General features: G+C 60.8%; 15 protein-coding genes and 1 pseudogene. 13 read left to right on the forward strand and 3 right to left on the reverse strand.

The genetic code is table 11. The features are described 5' to 3' along the window. The 7 genes from JNL55_RS28925 to JNL55_RS28960 form a co-directional block, all read left to right on the forward strand. On the forward strand, positions 1–245 hold a 245-nt coding region (locus JNL55_RS28925; protein WP_293862849.1), incomplete at its 5' end, for an FAD-dependent oxidoreductase. Beyond that, a complete protein-coding gene (locus JNL55_RS28930; protein ID WP_293862851.1) occupies positions 245–541 on the forward strand; it encodes a (2Fe-2S)-binding protein in 297 nt (98 codons plus the stop codon). The genes JNL55_RS28925 and JNL55_RS28930, both read left to right, overlap by 1 nt. Further along, positions 538–2,157 carry an FAD-dependent oxidoreductase gene (locus JNL55_RS28935; RefSeq protein ID WP_415923184.1) on the forward strand — a complete coding sequence of 540 codons (1,620 nt, stop codon included), beginning with the start codon at positions 538–540 and terminating at the stop codon, positions 2,155–2,157. The genes JNL55_RS28930 and JNL55_RS28935 overlap by 4 nt, the downstream gene beginning before the upstream one ends. 105 nt (positions 2,158–2,262) lie before the next feature. Then, complete coding sequence (locus JNL55_RS28945) at positions 2,263–2,985, forward strand: hypothetical protein (protein ID WP_293862853.1); 723 nt, start codon at positions 2,263–2,265, stop codon at positions 2,983–2,985. Positions 2,986–3,018: 33 nt separating this feature from the next. Further along, complete coding sequence (locus JNL55_RS28950; protein ID WP_293862855.1) at positions 3,019–4,755, forward strand: DUF885 domain-containing protein; 1,737 nt, start codon at positions 3,019–3,021, stop codon at positions 4,753–4,755. A gap of 53 nt (positions 4,756–4,808) precedes the next feature. Then, the gene (locus JNL55_RS28955; protein WP_293862857.1) at positions 4,809–6,113 is read left to right on the forward strand and encodes an amidohydrolase family protein; all 1,305 of its coding nucleotides are present in this window, start codon (positions 4,809–4,811) and stop codon (positions 6,111–6,113) included. Next, entirely contained in the window at positions 6,110–7,105 is a 996-nt protein-coding gene (locus JNL55_RS28960; protein WP_293862859.1) for an alpha/beta fold hydrolase, read from the forward strand. The genes JNL55_RS28955 and JNL55_RS28960 overlap by 4 nt, the downstream gene beginning before the upstream one ends. Positions 7,106–7,124: 19 nt before the next feature. On the opposite strand, the pseudogene JNL55_RS28965 reads toward JNL55_RS28960, so the two are convergent. Then, a pseudogene (locus tag JNL55_RS28965) lies at positions 7,125–7,694 on the reverse strand (PIN domain-containing protein). Between the two features lie 3 nt (positions 7,695–7,697). Beyond that, positions 7,698–8,159 (reverse strand): helix-turn-helix domain-containing protein, encoded by a 462-nt coding sequence (locus JNL55_RS28975; RefSeq protein WP_293862865.1) that lies wholly within the window; start codon positions 8,157–8,159, stop codon positions 7,698–7,700. 388 nt (positions 8,160–8,547) lie between these two features. Between JNL55_RS28975 and JNL55_RS28980 the strand changes: the two genes are divergently transcribed. The 5 genes from JNL55_RS28980 to JNL55_RS29000 all read left to right on the forward strand — a co-directional run bounded on the left by JNL55_RS28980 (position 8,548) and on the right by JNL55_RS29000 (position 16,762). After that, positions 8,548–9,834, forward strand: a complete 1,287-nt coding sequence (locus JNL55_RS28980; RefSeq protein WP_293862867.1) for a sugar MFS transporter — start codon at positions 8,548–8,550, stop codon at positions 9,832–9,834. 102 nt (positions 9,835–9,936) lie between these two features. Continuing rightward, entirely contained in the window at positions 9,937–11,730 is a 1,794-nt protein-coding gene (locus JNL55_RS28985) for a sensor histidine kinase (RefSeq protein ID WP_293862869.1), read from the forward strand. A 58-nt stretch (positions 11,731–11,788) separates the two neighbouring features. Further along, positions 11,789–12,370, forward strand: coding sequence for an NADPH-dependent FMN reductase (locus JNL55_RS28990; protein WP_293862871.1), 582 nt, complete (start codon positions 11,789–11,791; stop codon positions 12,368–12,370). 153 nt (positions 12,371–12,523) lie between these two features. Beyond that, the gene (locus JNL55_RS28995; protein ID WP_293862873.1) at positions 12,524–13,603 is read left to right on the forward strand and encodes an efflux RND transporter periplasmic adaptor subunit; all 1,080 of its coding nucleotides are present in this window, start codon (positions 12,524–12,526) and stop codon (positions 13,601–13,603) included. A gap of 3 nt (positions 13,604–13,606) precedes the next feature. After that, positions 13,607–16,762, forward strand: a complete 3,156-nt coding sequence (locus JNL55_RS29000) for an efflux RND transporter permease subunit (RefSeq protein ID WP_293862875.1) — start codon at positions 13,607–13,609, stop codon at positions 16,760–16,762. Here the strand turns inward: JNL55_RS29000 and JNL55_RS29005 are convergent. Then, on the reverse strand, positions 16,748–17,983 hold the full coding sequence (locus JNL55_RS29005; protein ID WP_293862877.1) for a TetR/AcrR family transcriptional regulator: 1,236 nt from the start codon (positions 17,981–17,983) through the stop codon (positions 16,748–16,750). The two genes, JNL55_RS29000 and JNL55_RS29005, sit on opposite strands and share 15 nt — an antisense overlap. A 91-nt stretch (positions 17,984–18,074) precedes the next feature. Here JNL55_RS29005 and JNL55_RS29010 point away from each other — a divergent pair, with 91 nt between their 5' ends. After that, positions 18,075–19,022, forward strand: a complete 948-nt coding sequence (locus JNL55_RS29010) for an MBL fold metallo-hydrolase (protein WP_293862879.1) — start codon at positions 18,075–18,077, stop codon at positions 19,020–19,022. Positions 19,023–19,079: the final 57 nt, after the last annotated feature.

Below are 19,079 nucleotides of genomic sequence, written 5' to 3' on the forward strand. Positions count from 1 at the left end.
GTTTGCATTTGCTACGGTCGTGGACGGGTGTCACCGGCATTACAACCGATCAGATGCCGCTGCTTGGTGAGGTTCCCGAAGCGCCGCGCTTCTTCGTTGCGGCTGGTGGTGCTGCGTTCACCAACGGGCCGACGTATGCGAGGTTGATTGCTGAGCTGATACTGGATGGGCGCGCATCGACGCCTATCGATTTGTATAGCCCGGCGAGGTTCAGTCATATCAATAATTTCATGGCGTCGGTTTGATGAGTAAACGCATCACTCAAGGGGTGGCTCGGCCTGCTCCTGTCAGCGTGCTGATCAACGGCCGTTCGGTTGAAGCCTATGAGGGCGAGTCGGTGCTCACTGCGCTTGTCGCGGCTGGGGTATTGACCATGTCGCGAGATAGTTTCGGTCGAGTGCGCACGCCTTTCTGCAATATGGGGGTGTGTTTTGATTGCATGGTCGACGTTGAGAGTTCCGACGGTGTTACGTCACGCGTTCGTGCGTGCTTGACGCCCGTGCGCGCCGGGCTGCGCGTTACTGTCGCTGAGTTGCCATGAGCGTTTATTTGCAAACTCCGGGCGAAGAGAGATGCGACGTTGCCATCGTCGGCGCTGGCCCTTCGGGCCTCGCTGCTGCAGCTCTTCTTCGAGAACACGGCGTAGGCGTAACGATCATCGATGAACAACCGCGGGCCGGTGGCCAGATTCTGCGGCAGCCGCCGCGTAATTTCGCTGTCGGGCATTGGTTGCCGGCGAAGTTATATGACCGAGTCAAAGCTGCGCTCGGCGCGGTGAGCGAACGCTCGGATATTGATTGGCGATTTCAATCGACCGTGCTCGGTCTGATGCAGCCGTCGCCATACAGACTTACTGCCAGCGCGGCTTCGCGTAACAGAGCTACTACCAGCGGGCTGGGCGGCGTCGGCACGGATGCGCTAGGCCGAGATGGTGCTGTGGCGCGCGGCGCCAGCGTGTCCGGGCACAGCGAAGATGTTGGCAAGGGGAGCGGCGGTGCCGGCGTAGCCGCGCACCAGCTCTGGATTCAGGGGCCGACGGGTTGTTATGTGCTCCGTGCCGACGCTGTGCTGCTTGCTCCGGGGTGTTACGAGCGGCCGCTCGCGTTTCCGGGTTGGACGCTGCCCGGTGTCATGGGGGCCGGTGCGATTCAGGGTTTCGTGAAGAGTCAGCAGTTCGTCCCCGGGAATCGCTTCGTGCTGGCTGGTAGTCACCCCTTGCAACTCGTCGTTGCCGATCAGTTGTTGAGTGCCGGCGCGCAGGTCGCCGCTGTGGTCTTCACTCAGCAGATATCACAAGCCATGACGATGGTTAAACATCCAATCGTGGCGCTTCGACAAAGGCGGCAGTTTTTCGAAACGGCAAAGATTCTAAGCAGGCTGCGACGAGCCAGAGTGCCAGTGATATTCGGCCACAGCATCGTGCGTGCCGACGGTGGCGCAGCCGTAGAGAGAGCGACAATTGCCGCCATCGATCCCAAAGGAATAATCGATCATCATCGAACGCAGGTCTTCGAATGCGACCGCGTCGGCATCTGCCACGGCTTCCTCGCCTCATCTGAATTGGCTCGCCAAGCCGGTGCAGCTGTGCATTGGAGAGAGCAAGCCGGCGGCTGGCTGGCCGAACACAACGACTGGCTGGAATCGAGTATCAAGAATCTATTCCTCGCCGGCGAAATCACCAGTGTCGACGGCGCCGACGCCGCGTTAGAAAAAGGTCGCATCGCCGCGGTCGGCATCCTTCGCTCGCTCGGGCGCATCGACGAAGCAGCCGCGAGTCGACTCGCAGCGGCGCCGCGAGAACGACTAGCTCAGCTACAAGACTTCGCCGCGGTCCTGCAGGAGTTAGCAAAGCCGCCAGCTGAGCTGGCACTACAAACAATGAGCGACGACACCATTTTATGTCGCTGCGAATCCATCAAACGCGGCGAACTCCAACGCCAGCTCACAGAAAACAAACACGTCACGTCAGCCGACGCCGCGAAGCTCCTGACGCGCGTCGGCATGGGCCTGTGCCAAGGCCGCATGTGCGGCGACAACGTTGCCAAAGTGATCGCCGCAGCAAGAGGTCTGCAGCCCACCGAAGTCGGCCCGTTCCAAGCGCAAGCGCCGGTCAAACCTGTGCCGCTTGCCACATTGACGCGCGGACGTTGCGGCTGAAGCAACGAACCCGCGCAGCCGGTGTAATTGTATTCGCGCCATCGTTGCAGCACTGTCTGCTGGCCTCGCGAGCACACGAGGCCAGCAACAAATAACGAGGGGCGTATGAACCGACCGTGGCGACGTTTGTTTGCGTTCGGCTATGTAGCCTTTGTTGCACTGACGATGAGCAACGCCCACGCCGAAAAGCAGGACGCCGTGCAGGCGGCCGAGGGTTTGTGGGCCTACACCAGCTTGCAAGCCGGCGGCAGCGGCGAGCAGATGCCGCTCACTGGCATCATTCTGTACAAGAACGGCCTGTTCGCCCAGCAATCCATCTACGACGGCCAGCCGTTCGAGTCGCAAGGAGCGATGGCACACGCGGGCCCCTTCGGCGCCGGGCCGAAGGGCATCCACATGACGGCCGAGCAAACCATCAGCATCGCGCCGGGCAAAGATCCAGCGTTGAAGTTTCGCCGCGATACTCAGCACGACATCACGGTGGACCGTGAGGGCGACACCATGACCATCGTGTTCGGTTCAGGCACGGTGCAGAAATTCAAACGTATCGGCCCGGCCCAAGGCGACATGTATAAGTTGCAGAACGGCGTGCTGGCGCTGGTCGATCAGCATTTCGTGATCGTGGCTGGCGACGACAAAGCGGTGGTGACGGGCTACGGCAAGTTTCAACGCCAGGGCAACGCTTACGATCTCAACGTGATTCGCTGGTCCGAAGCGACTCCGGGCAAGGCTACCAATCTGCGCGACGTCGCACTCAAAGCCAGCTTCGACGGCAAAACGTTCGCACTCGCCGATGGTCGCTCGTTCCAAGTGGTGGCCAAGAAGTAAACTCATTCGGCACTTCAGGCGGACGGGGCTTCCATGACACGCAGCTGGGTTCATCTGGTCGGCGCAGTTCTGATCGTCGGCGTAATCGCCGGCTGCTCGCGTAAGGAAGTGGCTCCGCCGGCTGCATCAGCGACCGCGCCGTCGGCTTCGGCGGCAGCGCTCGAACCGCTCATTCAACAGTTCGCCAAGATTGAACGGCCCGATGACGATGAGGCGGGTGGCCTGCGCGACGTATCAGCCGCGGGCTTTCAGAAAGAAATCGACGTGCGTCGGCAATTGCTGGAACAGGTTCAGCAAGTGGGCAAAGACGGCCTGTCTTTGGAAGAGGATATCGATCGTCGCTTGATGATTGGTTTGCTGGAGTCGTCGATCCACACCGCCGAGGCGCGACGCATTTGGGAAAACGATCCTGCCTTGTATGTGCCTGCGCCTGAGATCGGTCGTGGACTCGAACCGACGGCGCTTGGCACGCCTCAAGAGCGTGCGGTGACATTGACGGGCGTGCTGAATGAAGTGCCGGCGCGTCTGGAGCACGCTCGACGCAATTTGAAAACACCGTCGCGCAGCTTCACCGAGTCCGCCATCTTCAAAACCGAAGGCACGATCAAACTACTGCGCGACAGTGGGCCGACGTTGGCCGCTCAGGCGGGCGATGCCAAAGAGCCGTTGACCGCTGCGACCAAGACTGCGCTCACCTCGCTCGACGATTACTTGAAGTTTCTGAAGACCGAGCTGCTGCCACGGTCCACCGGCTCATGGGTCTTGGGCAAAGAAAACTACGACTACGTTCTACAGCACCGCTGGATGATGGATACCGATGCCGACGCGATTCTGGCGCGCGGCCAGAAGGCATTTCAGGAAACCGAAGCGTTGGCGCAAGAGGTCGCGCAACGCATTCAGCCTGGCGCCAAGCATTGGACCGAGGTGTACGAAAAGATCAAGGACGACCACCCGAGCGCGGACGGCATCAAGCAGGCGTATCAGGTCAAAATTGATGCCGCCAAGGCATTCGTGATCGAACACAAGATCGTGACGTTGCCGGCTGGCGAGAGCGTCATCACCATCGACACACCGCCGGCCATGCGGCGCTCCTCGCCGTTCGGCACATTTCAGTCGGTCGACGCATTCGGCAAGGATTTGCAAGGCAAGCTGGTGCTGACGCCCATCGAAGATTGGATGACGGCCAAGCAACGTGAGGATCGGCTGCGTTCGCATCACACCGCGTGGATTCCCATCATCGCTGTACATGAAGCGTATCCGGGGCATCACGTCGACGGTTTGAATCGGCAGCAGAATCCTCGCTTGCTTCGTAAGGTGGTGCGCGAGTCCATCATGTCCGAAGGCTGGGGCCTGTTCACCGAAGAGATGATGTTCGAGCAGGGCTTTCTGCAAGGTGACGATGTGCGGCTCACTCAGCTGCGCAATCGACTGTGGCGTGCGGCTCGTGTGATTTTGGATGTGAGCTTGCATACCGGCCGCATGTCGTTCGATGACGCGGTGACATTTCTTTCCGAGAAGGTGCGGTTCGACCGTTACGCGGCGGGACTCGACGTTGGCATGTACATCGAGCGGCCGACGTATGTGCTCGGTTATTTGATCGGCATGCAAGAGATCGCGCAGATCCGCGCTGACTACATCAAGCAGTACGGCGAGCCTAATCCGCCGAGCGAATTCTATGACCGATTGTTGAGCGTCGGCTCCATTCCGCCGGCGCTGGTGCGCGAATCGTTGTTCGCGCGAAAGGCCGCCGAGGCGAAAGGCACCGAGTAGCTGTCGAGGGCAAGCCGGCGGCCACAGAATTTCTGTTGGATGAGGAGATGGCAATGAGAACATCCTGGCCGGCCATCGCAATGACTGTCGCGGCGACTGCAATGCTGGCACCCGCGACTCATGCTGCGACTATCAAGGCCATCGTCGGCGCGACGGTGGTGAACATCGACGGCGGCGCGCCCATCGAGAATGCCGTCGTCGTCATCGACGGCGAGCGCATCACTGCAATTGGCCCGTCATCGCGCACGCAGGTGCCCGCCGGTGCTGAAGTGATTCAGATGCCGGGCACGTGGCTGATTCCCGGCTTGATGAACATGCATGTGCACTTCGGTTTGAAATTGCCGGGCAAAGATCGGGCGGCGCTGGCGGATGAGACTACCGCCGAGCTGGCCTTGCGCATGATGGTCAATGCTCGCAAATCGCTGGCTGCCGGTGTCACGACCATTCGAATGACGGGGTCGGAAGGGAACACTGGCGTCGCGATTCGTGAAGCTATCAAGCGTGGCGACTATGCAGGGCCGCGCGTCTTCACCGCCGGCGGTGTGACGATGACTGCTGGCCATGGCAGCAAGCCTGGCGTCACTTATAACGACGGTCCGTATGAGATGGTCAAGACTACGCGGGCGAAGATTTCCGATGGTCAGGATTGGATCAAGATCGCCATCTCCGGCGGCGTCGCCACTGATGGCGGTGGCATCGCCGAAGCTTTGATGACGCCGGAAGAAATGCGCGCGGTCATAGACGCTGCGCATCGCTTTGGTATTCCAGTGGCGGCACATTCTGGGTCGACTGCGGCGACCAATGCCGCGGTCGATGCCGGTATCGATAGCATCGAGCATGGCTATGTGTTGGATCGTGCAGTGCTCCGGAAGATGGTGAAGAGCAATACCTGGCTGGTGCCGACCATCATGGTGACTCATCCTGGTGGTCGCGAGTATTTCGAACGCATCGGCTCGCCGGAGTGGTACTTGCAGCGTCGCGAGTCGGTTGGCAAGCAGCACTGGGAGACGTTGAAGGCGGCGATTCAAGAAGGCGTGAAGATTGCGCTGGGCACCGATCAAATGCCGTTCGAACCCAATGACGGCACGACTTCGACGGTGCGGGAAGCTGAGGCTTACGTGGAAGCGGGCATGACGCCGCTGCAAGCCTTGCGGTCAGCGACCATCGCCTCGGCGACGATGCTCCGGGCGGAGAAGGAGATTGGTTCGCTCGAAGTGGGCAAGTACGCGGATATTCTGGCGGTGAATGGCGACCCGCTAAAGAATATCTCCTCGCTTCGGAATATCACGATGATCATGAAGGGCGGCACCGTCTACCGGAATATTTCCGCTGACTCCCTGGCGAGCGCTGGACCGTGAGCGCCGGTGCGCTAGCCACGCTGCTCGTTGCGATGCTGGTCTCGTCGCCCGTCTTCGCGGCGACGAAAGGACCGGGCTACACGAGAGCTGTCGCTGCCGACGTCGAACATTTGCAGTTCGTTCAAGTGAATGGCGTCAAGCTCGCGTATCGGCTGGCGGGCGCCGGCGTTCCTGTGTTCTTCGTTCACGGCGAAGGTTATTCGCACGAGCTGTGGACGTCGCAGCTCGACGCGTTTAGCAAACATCATCTAGTAGTGACCTATGACCGTCGCGGCCATGGCATGTCCGATGACCCCATCACCGGCTACTCCGAGACTGCCCACGCTGAAGACCTGAACGCACTGTTGATGCACATGGGCATCCGCGATGCGCACTTCGTGGCGAACTCGCGAGGTGGGGCGATCATCATTCAGTTCTTGAAGTTATATCCGCAGAAGGTGCGGAGTATCACCTTCGCCGACGCCACCATTCCTTTGGCTCCCATCACTGACGGCAGCGCTTTCAAGAATGCGCCGAAAGCCATGAACGGCCCGCCGCCGTCGTTGGAGCAGGCCTTGGCCGGGCGGGAGTCGGCGAAGAAGTCCTCCTTCACCAAAGTCGCTCAGGCTCGGCCGGAGCTGCATGCCATTCAACGCAGAATGGCCGATCAGTTCTCGCCGCGCGTCGCGATGAACCCGCAGCGATCGGATTCGGGATCGGCGATGCATATCGGGCCTTGGAACAGTCGCGACTTCCCGGATATGACGTCGATGGCCCAGCCCATGCTCGTCATCGTCGGTGAGTTGACCGATGTGTTCTTCATCGACGGCGCCAAGGAGGCGCTACGACTGTGGCCGAACGTAACGCATCAGGTGATGCCTGGGACGGATCATCTATTGATGCTCGAGGACCCTGCGACCTTCAATAAATTAGTGCTCGACTTCATCGCCACCACTGAGTCGCAGTTGGCTGGACGAGATAGTTGGATGCATCCCCCGGCTCCCCGAGATTGAACCTGCGGCCCGGCGCGACTCAGAGCAGCTCAATCATTGTTTCCAGCGAGGCAACCGTGCTTGCAAGGCCGTTTGTAAGCAGGATATCGAGCAGCTCGCGCGCCGATTTGGGCGGGCTCTTGAGCGCCGCGCGTTGATCGCGGACTGCTTTCGTTACCTGGGCTGGTGAAAGGTCGAATAGATGGGAGATGAATTCGTCAGGATGTTGGATTTCAATGTTATAGGGGGCGAGTGCCGCTGCCGGAAAGTCCTTTGAGTTGAAGGTGACGATGACGCCGGCCTGCGCCCGAATGGCTGCGGCGAGAACGTGGCGATCATTCTCATCGGGCAAATTCAATTGTGCGATGAGTCCTTCGTGGCCGCTGATGAGGCAATCAGGAACCGCTCGATCCATCAGATCTCGAGTGCGTTGCAGTTGTGCAAGCGTGAGATCGGGTCGAGCCGCGAGCACCGCGCGCATCCACTAATCATGGATGGCCGTGGACCACTTGGCGCGAAATAGACCCGTGAGCGCGAGACGAATCAATAAGTCCCGCAGCGGCGCGGGATAAAGCACGCACGCGTCGTAGATCGCAACAAAGTTAGCCAAGCATCAGTAACCCATATCGAGTTTTTGAGCTTCTTCGGTAAGTTCGGCGGCGAGCTGTTGACTCTGATTCATCGAACGTTCTCGGTAAGCCAGCAGATCTTTGAATTGAACTCTGCGATGCGTGCCCACTTTCCGATAAGGCAGCTCGTTCCTCTCGAGTAACCCGACAACGAACGGTCGCGACACATTGAGATAGTCGGCCGCTTGCTGGGTCGTGAGCTCTGCGTTGATCGGCATCAGGCTCACGGCATGGCCTTCGGCCATGTGCGCCAAGATGTCTACCAACATACGCAGCGCGCTGACGGGCACTTCGAGCTCTTGTTGGCCGTCAATGACTCGTAGCCGAGCGGTTGGTCCTTGGCCGATGCATGCGGCGAGTAACCGTCCACTGACCTTCGCCAACCTCGCATCTTGCTCAGAGGGTGGGGCCAGCATCTCTTTGTTAATGACCGCGCTGCTGGTCATCTAGAGCTCCTCGTAGTTTCTATGTTGGGTCAGATAAACGAAATATACAGAATAAACGCAATAAACCAAATATGGCTTGGTTGCGCAAGTATCAAGTCAGTGGCTCTTAACACTATGAACATAAAGATAATTTCTTGGAGTGGCGCAACGCAGCCGTCGGGTGGCGTGAATCACGATCCGATCTAACAACGGCGGTGCTCGCCAATAAATACAAATCGTTTGAGTGAGGTGGCGGTCGGGGTGACGAGTGCTACAGCAACTCAAGCGACAAGCGCAGGCGCGAGATCATCGGATGGCAACGACCACCGAACCGCCTCCCGCCCCGACTTTCCCCAACCCCAATCCTCTGGCATGCTGACAACGTTGTCACGGTTCGGGGGATGAAAAGATGAATGCTAACGGCAGCCAACAGCCGAGCTATTTGCCGGCGCTGGTGGTCCTGACGTCGTTGTTCTTCATGTGGGGCTTCATCACCTCGCTGAACGACATTCTGATCCCGCACCTCAAGGCCATCTTCACGCTCAGTTACGTGCAGGCCATGCTGATTCAGTTCAGCTTCTTCGGGGCGTACTTCGTGATGTCGGTGCCGTCGGGGTACCTGGTCGAAAAGCTCGGCTATCGAAGGGGCATCATCATCGGGTTGACGACGGCCGGTGTGGCCTGTCTGGGCTTTTACCCGGCGGCCTCGATGCAGTCGTACCCGCTCTTCCTCGCAGCATTGTTCGTGCTCGCTTCGGGCATCACGCTGCTACAAGTCGCAGCCAATCCGTACGTGACGGTGCTCGGGCCGAGCACGACGGCGGCGAGCCGATTGAATCTCACGCAGGCGTTCAATTCGTTGGGCACGACGGTTGGGCCGCTGCTCGGGTCGATGTTCATTCTCACGGTGGCGGTGAGTGCCGGCACCGAAGTCGATACGGCGAAGGAAATCCAAACCGTGCAGGGTCCGTATCTGATCCTCGCCGGGCTGTTGTTCGCGATTGCGGTGGTGTTTGCGCAGTTCAAGTTGCCGGTGGTGACGGGGACGGACGCGACCACGGCGGCAGCGGACGATCACGACGTGCCGAGTGTCTGGGCACATCGCCACTTGGTGCTCGGTGCGGTGGCCATCTTTATGTATGTGGGCGCGGAGGTGGCGATCGGCAGCTTGCTGGTGAACTTCATGGCCGAGGTCGCCGGGCTAGGCGAGCAGACCGCTGGTCGATATCTGGCCTTGTATTGGGGTGGCGCGATGATCGGCCGCTTCATCGGCGCGGTGGTTCTGCGCAAAGTGAAGCCAGGCTATGTGCTGGCATTCAACGCGGCCTGTGCCATTGCCTTGTTGTTGTTCGCGATCAGCTCGGCCGGCAAGCCGGCGATGTGGGCGGTGCTGGCCATCGGCTTGTTCAACTCCATCATGTTCCCGACCATTTTCACGCTGGGGCTGGCCAAGCTCGGGCGGCATACGGGCGAAGGTTCGGGCGTGCTGTGTATGGCCATCGTCGGCGGCGCCATCGTGCCGGTGATTCAGGGGTACTTCGCGGACACCATCGGGCTGCTCACCTCGTTCTTCGTGCCGGTGCTGTGCTACGGCTACATCGTGTTCTACGGGTTGCACGGCCACGTGGTCCGCAGCCTGCAAAATGCGGAGATTTCGGCACGAAACGGCCGAGTCGATTCGCGCGCCAATTTGTGACGCCGATCTCAGCGCAGGACCGGTAACCGTCTGATCTAGCTGGCGGGATCAGGTCCTGCGTGAGAGACTGCCGCCGCGAAAAAAATCCCGCACGGGAAACTCATGACGGATGGCAATTGGCTTCGCGTAGCAGGACGCACGCAGCAGCGAGGTTTTATCGACGGCGCACTGCCGATGCTGGTGAAGCGGGCAGTGGTCGCGCAAGCTGTTCTCATTCTGGCGGCGCTATGGAGCTACGCCACGTGGCGCGTTTACAGCGATAAAGCCGAAACTCTCGAATCTGCCCGGCACGAGCTGCGAGCCATCGCGGCGGGCATGTATGTCCATTTGCAGGCGGTACTGAACGACAGTCTCGGTGCGGCTCGCACCGCTGCTCAAGCCATCGATGCCAACGGCGGCGTGATGGAAGTGCCAACGGCAACTGCGGCCGATCTGTTGGCGCGCGAACTGAGCAGCGGCGAATACGTGCGCGCACTGTTCATCATGACGCCGAATCGCTTCGTGGCGGCGATCCGCAATCGCAACGTGCAGATGCTGGATACGCCGCCGGAGTGGTTACAAGCCGCCCTCGAAGACACGCGGCCGGTGTTCATCGGTCACACCATCGAAGATCCCATCGAGGCCAGTCAGCGCGCTTTCCCCATTGCGGTTCGCACCGTCGACAGCTCGGGCGCGACGGTGTGGGCGGGGGCTTTGCTCGGTGTGGATGCGCTCGATCAGTTGTACGAGACCATGGCGATTCGCGGTGGCGCGTTAAGCGTGACGGCGACCAACGGCGATCTGTTGTTACGCGTGCCGGCGCCTATCGTGGCTCACAAAGGCCAGATCAACGTCCGCAATTCCGAAGTCTACAAAGGCAGCGTGCACTTGTCGGCGGAAGGCGGTTTCGTCGAATCGCCCAGCCCGTTTGCGAGCGGCACTTGGGTGTATGCGATCCGGCGGCTCGGGGGTTATCGGCTGGCAGTGTCGGCGAGCCGGGAGAAAGAAGCGATCTTGCAACAGTGGCACGATCGCACGCGCGGTTTGACGATAGTGCTGGTCGGCATCTCGGTGTTGTTCATCGGGCTCACCCTGCTGCTCCGACATTTCATCAATCGGCTGGAAAACGCCAACACCAATTTGGGCCAGCTCAACGCCGAGCTCGAGAGCCGGGTCGCGGCCCGCACCACCGAGCTGCAAGAAGCCAATCAACAGCTGGCGCTCACCAACGAAGAGCTGGAAGCGTTCACGGCGTCGGCGTCGCATGACCTACGTTCGCCGCTCGGGACCATCGCCGGTCAAGCCGGGCTGCTTCGAGATGATTTGAGCGGCACCATGAACGATACGATCACTCAGCGTATCGATCGTATTCAGTCCAACGTCACGCGGTCCTCGGAAATCATCGACGGCTTGTTGTCGTTGGCACGCGTGTCGCGTCAGGAACTGTTGAACGAACGCGTCGATGTTTCGCTGCTCGCTCGTACCATCGCCGACGATCTGCGGCAGCAATATCCGCGGCACAAAATCGACTGTGTGATCGAGCCGCACCTGATGGTCAACGCCGATCCGCGCCTGATGAAAATCCTGTTCAGCAACTTGCTGGGCAACGCCTGGAAATACACCAGTCGCGCGCTGAATGCGCGAGTCGAAGTGAGTCGCACGCAGGCTACTGGCGGCATCGTGTTTTCGGTGCGTGACAACGGAGCTGGCTTCGACATGTCACGTTCGCAACGCCTGTTCGAACCGTTCCAGCGCTTGCACAGCGCCGCAGAGTTTCCCGGCGTGGGCATCGGGCTCGCCATCGTTGCTCGCATCGTGCGTCGCTACGCGGGCCAGATCACTGTGGATAGCGAGCTCGGCCGCGGCACCATTTTCCGCTTCACTTTGCCTGCCGGGGCGGTCAGCTCCAAAGAATGACCGGCCCGGCGTGGCCGGATGTTATGGTGACGCTCCCCTTCCTGGAGTTGGCCGCTCGATGCTGAATCCGTCTGCTCCGCGCCCCCGTATCGTGGGGATCGGCGGTACCACCAAGGCCGGCTCGTCGACCGAGAAGGCGCTGATCGCCTGTCTGGCTGCGGCCGAACGCTTGGGCGCGGACGTTCAAGTCATTCCGGGCACGCGTCTCGCCGGGTTGCCGTTGTATTCGCCGGAAGAGCAGGCACGCACTCCCGAACAGCAACAGTTTGTAGAGACGGTGCGTGAGGCCGACGGCCTGTTGCTGGCGACACCGGCCTACCACGCCGGCATGTCGGGTTTGTTAAAAAACGCCATCGATTTGTTAGAAGACCTGCGCGACGCTCGCCGTCCCTATCTCGATGGCCGTGCGGTGGGATGTATCGTGACGGCGTACGGCTGGCAGGGTGCCGGCACGACGCTGACTTCGGTGCGAACCATCGTGCATGCTTTGCGCGGTTGGCCGACGCCGCTCGGGGTGACTCTGAACACGGCCATTCCGCTGTTTGACGCGGCCGGCGCCTGTACCGATGCGCGCGTGCAAACCCAGTTTGAGATGCTGGCCGCGCAAGTGGTCGGCTTCGCCCGGCGTTTTGCCGCCTAAAAGCCCTGATTTCCCGAGAAATCACCTACGCACTATTAAACGTTTATCAGCTGTCCCGCGCGCTCGGGGCGGCGGGTTACCATGCGCCCATTCCGCCCCGCCGCCAGGGTTTGGCCGGCGCGTGGGCACATTCAACGTATAACGGAACGACTCATGTCAGATCGACGCTCCTCCCGCCCGCGACAGTGGGTCCTAGGCGCGATGCTGGTCATCGCGGCTGCGGGCTGCTCGCGTCAGCAAGCGGGACCGGCCCGGGCCACCGGGCCGCAAACCGTCGATGTAGTGGCGGTCGCGGCGGAGGTGAAGCCGCTGGGTGTCGAGATCGAAGCGGTCGGCACCGCTCGCGCCAACGAATCCGTCGACGTGACTTCCAAGGCGTCCAACACCATCACCGCGATTCGTTTCGCAGAAGGCGACCGCGTTCGCAAGGGCTCGGTGTTGGTCGAGCTGGATGGTGCTGAAGCGCGTGCCTCGCTGGCCGAAGCCGAAGCGGCGCTCGCCGAGAGCGAAAACAATTTCAAACGCAGCCGCGATCTGTACACGCAACAGGCATTGTCGGTGTCGCAGCTGGATTTGATCGAAGCGACCTTGAAAGCCAACCAAGCACGCGTTGATGTGGCAAAGGCTCGGCTCGCCGACACCATCGTTCGTGCCGGCTTCGACGGCAACACCGGTTTTCGTCGGGTCAGCGTCGGCAGCCTGGTGAGCCCGGGGACGATCATCACCACGCTCGACGATGCTTCGCTGATCAAGCTCGATTTCACGGTGCCGGAAACTTATCTGTATGTGCTGCAGAAGAATCTGCCGGTGCAGGCGGCCACGGCCGGACTGCCGGGACGGGAGTTCAAAGGCAAAGTGACGCAGATCGATTCGCGCGTCGATCCGGTGAGCCGGTCCATCGCCGTGCGTGCCGAGTTGCCGAACCCCAAGGGCGAGTTGCGCCCCGGCATGTTCATGACCGTGAAACTACAAGGCGAAGTGCGGCCGGCGTTGTTGATCCCTGAAGACGCCATCGTGCCCGAGCAAGGCCGGACCTTCGTGTTCGTGGTCGAGAACGGCGAAGCGTCGCGTCGTGAAGTAAAACTCGGCAAGCGTCGCCCCGGCCAGGTCGAAGTGCTGGACGGGCTCAAGGAACACGAACGCGTGGTGGTCGAGGGAACTCACAACCTGCGCGATGGCGGGCCGGTGCGCGAGCAGGGCCAAGAGTCGCCAGCGCAGCCTACGAACTCTTAAGTCATGAAGCTTTCCGAGCTGTCGGTCCGCCGTCCGGTCTTCGCGACCGTCATCAGTCTGTTGCTGATCATTTTCGGTTTGGTGTCGTTGCAGCGCTTGTCGGTGCGCGAGTATCCGGACATCGACCGTCCAGTGGTTTCCATCACGACCACTTACACGGGCGCCTCCGCCGCCGTCATCGAGACCAAGATCACGCAGGTCATCGAAGACTCGATTGCCGGCATCGAAGGCATTCTGAAGATCGAATCCGACAGCGAAGACGAGCGTTCGTCGGTGCGCATCGAGTTCGATGTGAATCGCGAGATCGACGGCGCCACCAACGACGTCCGGGATCGCGTGTCCCGTGTGTTGGGCAGTCTTCCGGAAGAAGCCGATCCGCCGGAAGTATTGAAAGCCGACGCCAGCTCCGAGCCCATCATGTACATCATGCTGGGCTCCAACAACATGACGGTGCTGGAGCTGTACGACTATGCCGAACGCAATTTGATCGATCGGTTGTCGACGGTGCCGGGCGTGGCCCGCGTCTCTCCCAATGGTGGCGGGCGTTACTCGATGCGCGTCTGGCTGGATCGCCAAGCGTTGGCGGCACGCCAACTGACGGTGACGGATATCGAAGACGCGTTACGTCGCGAGAACGTCGAGTTGCCGGCCGGCCGCATCGAATCGAAAACTCGTGAGTTCACGTTGCGTACCCTGGTCGGGTTACAAAACGAACAGGACTTTCGCGATCTGGTGATTGCGCGTGGCTCCGACGGTCATCTCATCCGGCTCGGCGAAGTAGCCAACGTGCAGCTGGCGGCGGAGAGCGATCGTGCTACGTCGCGCTTCGACGGTCAGGCCGGTGTGTCGATGGGGGTGGAGGCACAGTCCAAAGCCAACACGCTGGATATCGTGCGTGGCGTGCGTGCGGAAATCGACAAACTGCAAGCCACGCTACCGCGCGGCATGAAGTTGGAAGTCGGCGTCGATAACGGCGTCGCCATCGAAGCGGCGTTGCATGAAGTGATCATCGCGGTCGTGTTCGCCCTCATCGCTGTGCTCGTCGTGATCTATGCGTTCCTCGGCAGCTTGCGAGCGACGCTGATTCCGGCAGTGACCATTCCTGTGTCCATCGTCGCCTCGTTCACGGTGATGTATGCGATGGGCTACTCGGTCAACGTGTTGACCTTGCTCGGTCTGGTGCTGGCCATCGGCCTGGTGGTGGACGACGCCATCGTGGTGCTGGAAAACGTGCATCGTCGCAGTGAAGCGGGCGAGCCGCCGTTGATGGCGGCGGTAACCGGCAGTAGTGAGATCGGCTTCGCGGTGATCGCGACGACCTTGACGCTCGCTGCCGTGTTTATTCCGATCTCATTCCTGCCCGGCGATATCGGTCGGTTGTTCAGCGAGTTCGGTTTCACGCTCGCCGCGTCAGTGTTGTTCTCGGCGCTGGTGGCGTTGACGCTGACGCCGATGCTGGCCTCCAAACTGCCCGAATCGGAAGCGCATCGGAATCGATTTGCGCAGGCGGTGGATCGTTTCTTTCGCAAGCTGGCTGAAGTCTACGATCGGCGGCTGCGTTCGCTGATCCGTCGGCCCTGGCTGGTCATCGGCATGGTCGGCGCACTCATGGTGCTCGGCGCGTTGACGTTCCGGTCGGTGCCCTCTGAATTCACGCCGGTGGTGGACTCGGGTCGCGTCAGCGTGACCATCGAAGCGCCCGAGGGCACCAGCTTCAATCACATGTATGAATACGCTTTGAAGCTCGAAGCGATTGCGCTCAAGGAGCAACAGACGCACGGCGATATCGCACACGTCATGTTGCGCGTGCCAGGCGGCGGCGGTGGCGGTCCAGCGCGCACCGGTGACGTGAATTCGGCTCGCGTTGCCATGATGTTGGTGGGCTGGCATGAGCGTCAGCGCTCGGCTCAGGAAATCGCCGCTTCAGTGGTCAAACAAGCGCAGCAGGCTTTGCCCGGCGTGCGTGCCATGGCCAATCAGCAGGGCAGCCTGGGTCGGCGCGGTTCGGGCCGGCCGTTCGAAGCGGTGCTGGGCGGTCCCGACTATGAAACATTGGCGAAGTGGTCCTACAAGATGATGGACCTGGCGCGCGAGAATCCCGGTCTGCGCAATCTCGACAACAGCTACAAAGAACGCAAGCCGCAGATTCGCGTCTCGGTGGATCGCAGTCGCGCGGCCGAACTCGGCGTGTCATTGGAGACAGTGGGAAGGACCCTCGAGACCGTGCTGGGTTCGCGCATCGTCACGACTTACGTGGATCGCGGTCGCGAATACAACGTCATTCTCCAGGCCGCCGCTGAAGCGCGCGAGACCATTACCGATCTCACCAACATTCGGGTGCGGTCGGCGCGGGGCGATACGTTGATCCCGCTGTCCAACGTCGTGCACCTCGAAGAGACGGCAGGCGCAGTCCAGTTGCCGCGTTTCAATCGCCTGCGGTCGATTGAAATCAAAGCGGACCTCGCACCGGGCTACACGATGGGTGAAGCCATCGAGTGGTTCCAACAAACTGCGGCGCGCGAGTTGCCTGAAGCGACCGTGATGTGGGACGGCGACTCCGGCGAATACATGCGCACCGGTCAGCAGATGTATCTAACTTTCGTGTTCGCGCTGGCCATCGTGTTCCTGGTGCTCGCGGCTCAGTTCGAAAGTTTCGTGCATCCGGCCATCATCATGGTGACAGTGCCGTTGGCGCTGCTGGGTGCGGTGTTCGGTCTCAAGCTATATGGCGCGACCGTCAATATTTTCAGTCAGATCGCGGTCATCATGCTGATCGGCATCGCCGCCAAGAATGGTGTGTTGATCGTCGAGTTCGCCAATCAGTTGCGCGATCAGGGCGTCGAGTTTGCCGAGGCAGTGGTCAAAGCGGCCGAGACTCGCTTGCGGCCGGTGTTGATGACCAGCTTGTGTACGGCATTCGGCGCGTTGCCGCTGTTGTTTGCGACGGGCGCGGGCTCGGAGCAGCGCATTCCGATCGGCATCGTGGTGTTCTACGGCACCATCGTTTCGGTGTTCCTGACGTTGTTCGCAGTGCCGGCGGTGTATTCGGTGTTTGCGCGCCGGACTCGCTCGCCGCAGCACGTCAGTCGTGCTTTGGATCGGATGCTGGGTGAGCAGCCGCCCGCCACCGACCGTCACGGCGATTCACCGGCCGCGTAACAAGCCTTCGAACATGGGGCGTACGTGAATTTGCGCAACGTTTTGTTGCGTGACTCCGGGCGCCCACCAATGCACCTCGGCGGCCGCATTGATCATGGCCGTAATCATTTGCGCGGCAATGTTGGTATCGACGGGGCGCAGTGAACCGTCGGCGATGCCGTCAGTCAGCACCAGCGAGATGCGGCCCGAGTTGCGATCGAACTCGTTGAGCAGACTGGTGCCAATCTCCTCGGGAACAGATGTAAGCGCTGACGTGCGCAGTAACGTGTTGCCTGAGAGCTGATACTCCGTGAGGGCGCAGCTGGCCGCGAGCAAGTGTTCGGCGCCGCTGTTCGCAACCTGGCCGGCGTCCTTGAGCGTCTTGCGCAGAATATCCAACGTGCGTCGGAAACAAGCCACGATCAGATCGTCCTTGTTCTCCAAGTGATGATAGAAGGCGCCCTTGGTCAAGTTCAGGTGCTCGGAAATCTTTTGCACCGACGCGCCGAGATAACCTCGTTCGTTCACCAGCAGCGTGGCGGCTTGCAGAAATGTTTCGCGAGCGGCGCTGTTCTTGTCATTGCTGACGGGCGCCACTTGCAGAGCGGGTGAATGCCACGGCTTGCCCGGCGGCAGGATGCCGTTCTCCAAAATATCCAACGTATGGTCGGCCAGTCGCGAGTAGTCATCGACGTGATAGCGAGGCGCCCACACCACCGACCAGGCCAGTTGTGAGAACAGCAGCAGGGTGCGAGCGTTGTGGTCGGTGCGTTCGAGGCCGGCCGGCATGCCCGGTTTGAGCAACAGCGAGCGGGCCGAACGAAACATTCGCAGGAAAGCTTCGCTCAAGCCGGGATCCTGCAGGGCGCGAATGTCGTTGAAGCCGGCGATGGCTTCCGCTTCGCCGGTGGCCACCGCGGCTGTGAATTCGAAATAGCCACGAACCAAACGTTCCAGAGCGTCACGAGCGGTGGGCTCACGCTCGGCAGCAGCGATCAATTGTTCATATCTTTCGATGGAACGGTAATAGACCGTGGCGGCGAGTTCTTCCTTGCTCTTGAAGTAATACATCACGGCCGGCGCGACCAGGTCGAGCCGACGGGCCACGTCCGCCAGCGTCATGCCGCGCACGCCGCGGCGATTCATGACTTCGACAGCGGCGCGAACGATGGTCTCGCGGCGCTTGTGGAATTTTTCGGTGCTCGGCTTCTTGCCGTCTGTTTTTTTGCTGGTGCTGGCCATGCGGCTTCAGTCGTTATCGAGACGGCGGCGTTGTTACCGATACCGTAACGACATTGGTCTGGAAATGCGAGTGTTGGCTTATGATGCGGCCATGAACACTGCCGATTTCTGCCAGACCCTGGACCATGGCATCACCGTCGTCGACACCGGCTTCGTCCGGCCGCGCTTCGATGCCGCGTATCTGGTCGTCCAGAATGGGCGGGCCGCCTTCATCGATACCGGCCCGAACGATGCCGTGCCCAGATTATTGGCGGCTCTGGAAGAGCAGGGGCTGGCGCGTAGTGCCGTCGATTACGTCATTCCCACCCACGTGCATCTGGATCATGCCGGCGGCGCTGGCCTGTTGATGCAGGAGTTGCCCAGCGCTCGCATGCTGGTCCATCCGCGCGGCGCTCGTCACATGATCGATCCGTCGGCGCTCATGGAAGGCGTGCGGGCGGTGTACGGTCTCGAAGTGGCGAATCGAGATTACGGCGAACTGGTGGCGGTTCCCGAAGATCGGGTCACGGCCACGGCGGATGGCATGGTGGTGATGCTGGGCGGGCGGCCGTTACGTTTCATGGATACGCCCGGCCACGCCAAACATCACAACTGTGTTTGGGATGATGTGAGCCGCGGCTGGTTCACCGGCGACACCTTCGGCATTGCCTATCCCGAGTTGCATACGCCCAACGGCCCGTATGTGGTGCCCGCCACGGCGCCGATTCAATTCGATCAAGAAGCCCTGCACGCCTCGGTGGCCCGGCTGTTGGCGCTGCGTCCGTTGCGGATGTATCTAACTCACTACGGCGCGGTGGCCCATCCTGAACAGCTGGCGGTGCAGTTCCTGGCCCAGGTGGATGCGATGGCCGCCGCCGCTCGCGCGCTGGCACTGGTGCCCGACCGCCATGAGCAACTGAAGCGCGCCTTCGCTGACATTTATATAACGGAGCTGCGCCGCTCGGGATCGACCCAGCCGGAAGCTTTCCTACGCGAGTTGTTGGCAACGGACATCGAACTGAACGCGCAGGGCCTGGGTGCCTGGCTCAACAAACATTGAGCCAACCTTTCTTCAGCGTTCTTTGTTTGGCGCGCGTGTCGGTAAAAATCCCGCGAC

It is taken from the genome of Steroidobacter sp., assembly GCF_016790065.1.
Lineage (GTDB): Bacteria > Pseudomonadota > Gammaproteobacteria > Steroidobacterales > Steroidobacteraceae > Steroidobacter.

Coding starts and splice junctions, on each gene's coding strand:
- JNL55_RS28995 (WP_293862873.1), top strand. CDS start 12,524: ATGTCAGATCGACGCTCCTCCCGCCCGCGACAGTGGGTCCTAGGCGCG.
- JNL55_RS28950 (WP_293862855.1), top strand. CDS start 3,019: ATGACACGCAGCTGGGTTCATCTGGTCGGCGCAGTTCTGATCGTCGGC.
- JNL55_RS28975 (WP_293862865.1), bottom strand. CDS start 8,159: ATGACCAGCAGCGCGGTCATTAACAAAGAGATGCTGGCCCCACCCTCT.
- JNL55_RS28985 (WP_293862869.1), top strand. CDS start 9,937: ATGACGGATGGCAATTGGCTTCGCGTAGCAGGACGCACGCAGCAGCGA.
- JNL55_RS29000 (WP_293862875.1), top strand. CDS start 13,607: ATGAAGCTTTCCGAGCTGTCGGTCCGCCGTCCGGTCTTCGCGACCGTC.
- JNL55_RS28990 (WP_293862871.1), top strand. CDS start 11,789: ATGCTGAATCCGTCTGCTCCGCGCCCCCGTATCGTGGGGATCGGCGGT.
- JNL55_RS29010 (WP_293862879.1), top strand. CDS start 18,075: ATGAACACTGCCGATTTCTGCCAGACCCTGGACCATGGCATCACCGTC.
- JNL55_RS28945 (WP_293862853.1), top strand. CDS start 2,263: ATGAACCGACCGTGGCGACGTTTGTTTGCGTTCGGCTATGTAGCCTTT.
- JNL55_RS28980 (WP_293862867.1), top strand. CDS start 8,548: ATGAATGCTAACGGCAGCCAACAGCCGAGCTATTTGCCGGCGCTGGTG.
- JNL55_RS28935 (WP_415923184.1), top strand. CDS start 538: ATGAGCGTTTATTTGCAAACTCCGGGCGAAGAGAGATGCGACGTTGCC.
- JNL55_RS28930 (WP_293862851.1), top strand. CDS start 245: ATGAGTAAACGCATCACTCAAGGGGTGGCTCGGCCTGCTCCTGTCAGC.
- JNL55_RS29005 (WP_293862877.1), bottom strand. CDS start 17,983: ATGGCCAGCACCAGCAAAAAAACAGACGGCAAGAAGCCGAGCACCGAA.
- JNL55_RS28955 (WP_293862857.1), top strand. CDS start 4,809: ATGAGAACATCCTGGCCGGCCATCGCAATGACTGTCGCGGCGACTGCA.